The organism is Corallococcus sp. CA053C, from assembly GCF_003611675.1.
In the GTDB taxonomy this organism is placed as follows: Bacteria; Myxococcota; Myxococcia; order Myxococcales; family Myxococcaceae; genus Corallococcus.
The window spans coordinates 1-2,450 of the sequence record NZ_RAWA01000697.1; the positions used below are offsets into that span (position 1 = coordinate 1).

Genomic DNA, 2,450 nt, shown 5'->3' on the forward strand with positions numbered 1-2,450 from the left:
GAGGACGCGGGGGGCGCCGGTGTCGCCGGAGGCTCCGGAGGCGGCGTGCGCACCTCCTGGGCGGCGGCGGGCAGGGCGCCCGCGAGCGCGAACAGCAGCAGCCACCCGCTACAAATGGGGGCGGGCCTCACTTGCGCCGCCTCTCGCGCAGCCGCTCGCGTGCCTCCTGACGCTGCTCGGCGGACATCTGCCGCCAGCGGCGCATGTTCTCCATCATCTGCTCGCGGCGTTCGGGGTGCTCACGCAGGTACGCGCGCATCCGCTGGCGCAGCTCCGCGCGGCGCTCCGCGGACAGGCCCTTCAGGTCACGCACCTGTTCGCGCACCGCCTTGCGCTCCTGGGGCGTCAGGCGCTGGAAGTCGCGCAGGTTGGTGCGCAGCCGCTCGCGCTCCTCGGGGGGCAGCTGCCGCCAGCGCTGGAGGTTGCCGCGCACGCGCGCCTGCTCGTCGGGCGGCATCGCCTTGAACTCGCGCAGCTTCGCGCGCAACGCCTCCTTCTGCTCCGGGGGCAGCTTCTCGAAGCGCTCCGCGGGCGTGGGCGTGGGGGCGTTCGCCGCTCCAGCGGACGTGCCCGTGAGGAGGGCCACCGTCAACGTCACGGCGATGGCCGTCAGGGTCGTTCTTCCCAGCATCACGGCATCCCCAGTTCGTGGAGGTTCTCGACGACCTCCAGGTCATCGGAGCTGTCGAGCCCGAGCACTTCGTAGTCCTCGACCAGCTCCAGGTTCGTCGCCACTTCCAGCGCGCCTGGATCCCACTCGTCCAGCGCCGCTGTCTCCCCGCCGCCCCTGCCGACGACGAGCACCGCGAGCACCGCCGCGGCGGCCACGCCCAGGGAAGGCACCAGCACACCCGGCCGCAGCAGCGACGCGAGCCGTTCGCGCCAGGTGGGCGGCAGCGCGTCCAGCCGCGCCAGCACCTCGCGGCGCGAGGACGGCGAGGGCGTGAACGCGGGCAGCTCCGCCATCCGCGCCACGGTGACGCGCAGGAGCCGCTCCGTCTGCTGGCAGTCCGCGCAGGTGCCCAGGTGGGCCTCCACGCGGGCGCGGTGCGGGGGCGGAAGCTCCCCGTCCACGTAGGCCGTCAGGTCTTCTTCATACGCACAGCTCATGCCCGACTCCTCGCGGGCACGGTGCCCGCCTGCAACGCTTCAAGCCTGCGCGCCACCGCCAGGGTGGCCCGGTGGATGAGACTCTTCACGGCCGCCTCGCTCGCTTCCAGCGCCTCCGCGATGTCCCGGTACGCCATGCCCTCGAACCGGCACATGGTGAAGGCCGCGCGCTCGCGCTCGCTCAAGTCCCCCAGCGCCACGCCCACGGCGGCTTCCAGCTCCCGGCCGCTCAGCGCCTGGTCGGGCCGGTCTCCTTCGGGCCCTGGCATCTCCACGCCTCCCGCGTCGTCCGCCTCCGGGGCCTCCGTGGCGAGCCGGGCCACGCGGTACTCGCCGCGCCGCATCTCGTTGAGGCAGTGGTTGGTGGCCACCCGGAAGAGGAACGTCTTGAACTTCGCCGTGGGCTTGTAGGTGCCCGCATGGCGGTAGAGCTTCACGAAGATGTCCTGCGTGAGCTCCTCCGCCCGCGCCGGGTCGCCCACGAAGCGGAACGCGAAGCGCGCCACGCTCGCGTGGTGTCGGTCGAAGAGCCAGGCGAAGGCCTGCTTGTCGCCCGCCGCCACCTTCAGCATCGCCTGCGTGTCCGGGTCCAGGTCCATCCGTGAGGCATCAACCCCGTTGCCCGTTGGAAGTTGCGGGCCTTCCCACTTTGAACCCCGAGGGCGCCCCCGGTTACAGTTTCGCCACCGTGTCCGATGCCTCCCGCCCACGTTCGCGCACACCTGCCTCCCATTCGGGAGGGGAGGAGGGCTCCGTGGCGGACCTGGCGCCCTGGGAGCCCCTGGCGCAGGGCGGCACGCCCACCCCGCCCACGGACTCGCCGCTGCCCATGTTCCTGCTGGCGCAGCAGGCCCGGCGCGCGTCGGGGACGGAGCGGCAGCGGCTGGCGTCGGAGCTGAACGGGCTGCTGGAGGACGTGGTCGCCGAAGGGGGCGGGCGGCCGGAGGCGGACGCCTTCCACCGGCTGCTGGAGGGCGGCACCCTGGACGGGCTGGTGGACTCGGACGGGCGCTCCTGCCGCGCCGCGACGGTGGAGTCGCTCCTGGCGCTGGGCTTCCCCTATGCGCTGGAGGTCCGCCCGGAGGACCTGGAGTACCTGCACAAGGTCCCCGTGGCCGGCGCGCAGCTGTCGCCCCCCCGGGGCGGGCCCTTCCCGGCCCTGGCGGTGGGCCTGGGTGCGCTGGCCGTCCAGGTGCTGCTGCACGCGGCGGGGCTCATCCCGCTCGGCGGGCTGCTCATCCTGCAGGGGCTCCTGAGCCTCGTCGCCCTGGCGATGCTGACGGTTGCCTCCGTGGGTTCTCCCCTGTATCGCGGAGCCCTGGCGCTGCTGACGGTGGTGT

The 2,450-nt window shown here is 73.4% G+C and carries 4 protein-coding genes; 1 reads left to right on the top strand and 3 read right to left on the bottom strand.

Annotation, left to right across the window (positions count from 1 at the left end; all coding sequences use genetic code 11):
• Positions 1 to 127 precede the first annotated feature (127 nt).
• The 3 genes from D7V97_RS42255 to D7V97_RS42265 are packed head-to-tail and all read right to left on the bottom strand — an operon-like array spanning position 128 to position 1,709.
• Positions 128 to 631 (bottom strand): DUF3106 domain-containing protein, encoded by a 504-nt coding sequence (locus tag D7V97_RS42255; protein WP_120616170.1) that lies wholly within the window; start codon positions 629 to 631, stop codon positions 128 to 130.
• A complete protein-coding gene (locus D7V97_RS42260; protein WP_120616171.1) occupies positions 631 to 1,110 on the bottom strand; it encodes an anti-sigma factor in 480 nt (159 codons plus the stop codon). The genes D7V97_RS42255 and D7V97_RS42260 overlap by 1 nt, the downstream gene beginning before the upstream one ends.
• Positions 1,107 to 1,709 carry an RNA polymerase sigma factor gene (locus tag D7V97_RS42265; RefSeq protein ID WP_120616172.1) on the bottom strand — a complete coding sequence of 201 codons (603 nt, stop codon included), beginning with the start codon at positions 1,707 to 1,709 and terminating at the stop codon, positions 1,107 to 1,109. The genes D7V97_RS42260 and D7V97_RS42265 overlap by 4 nt, the downstream gene beginning before the upstream one ends.
• A 155-nt stretch (positions 1,710 to 1,864) precedes the next feature.
• Between D7V97_RS42265 and D7V97_RS42270 the strand changes: the two genes are divergently transcribed.
• A partial coding sequence (locus tag D7V97_RS42270; protein WP_120616173.1) for a hypothetical protein occupies positions 1,865 to 2,450 on the top strand: 586 nt, incomplete at its 3' end.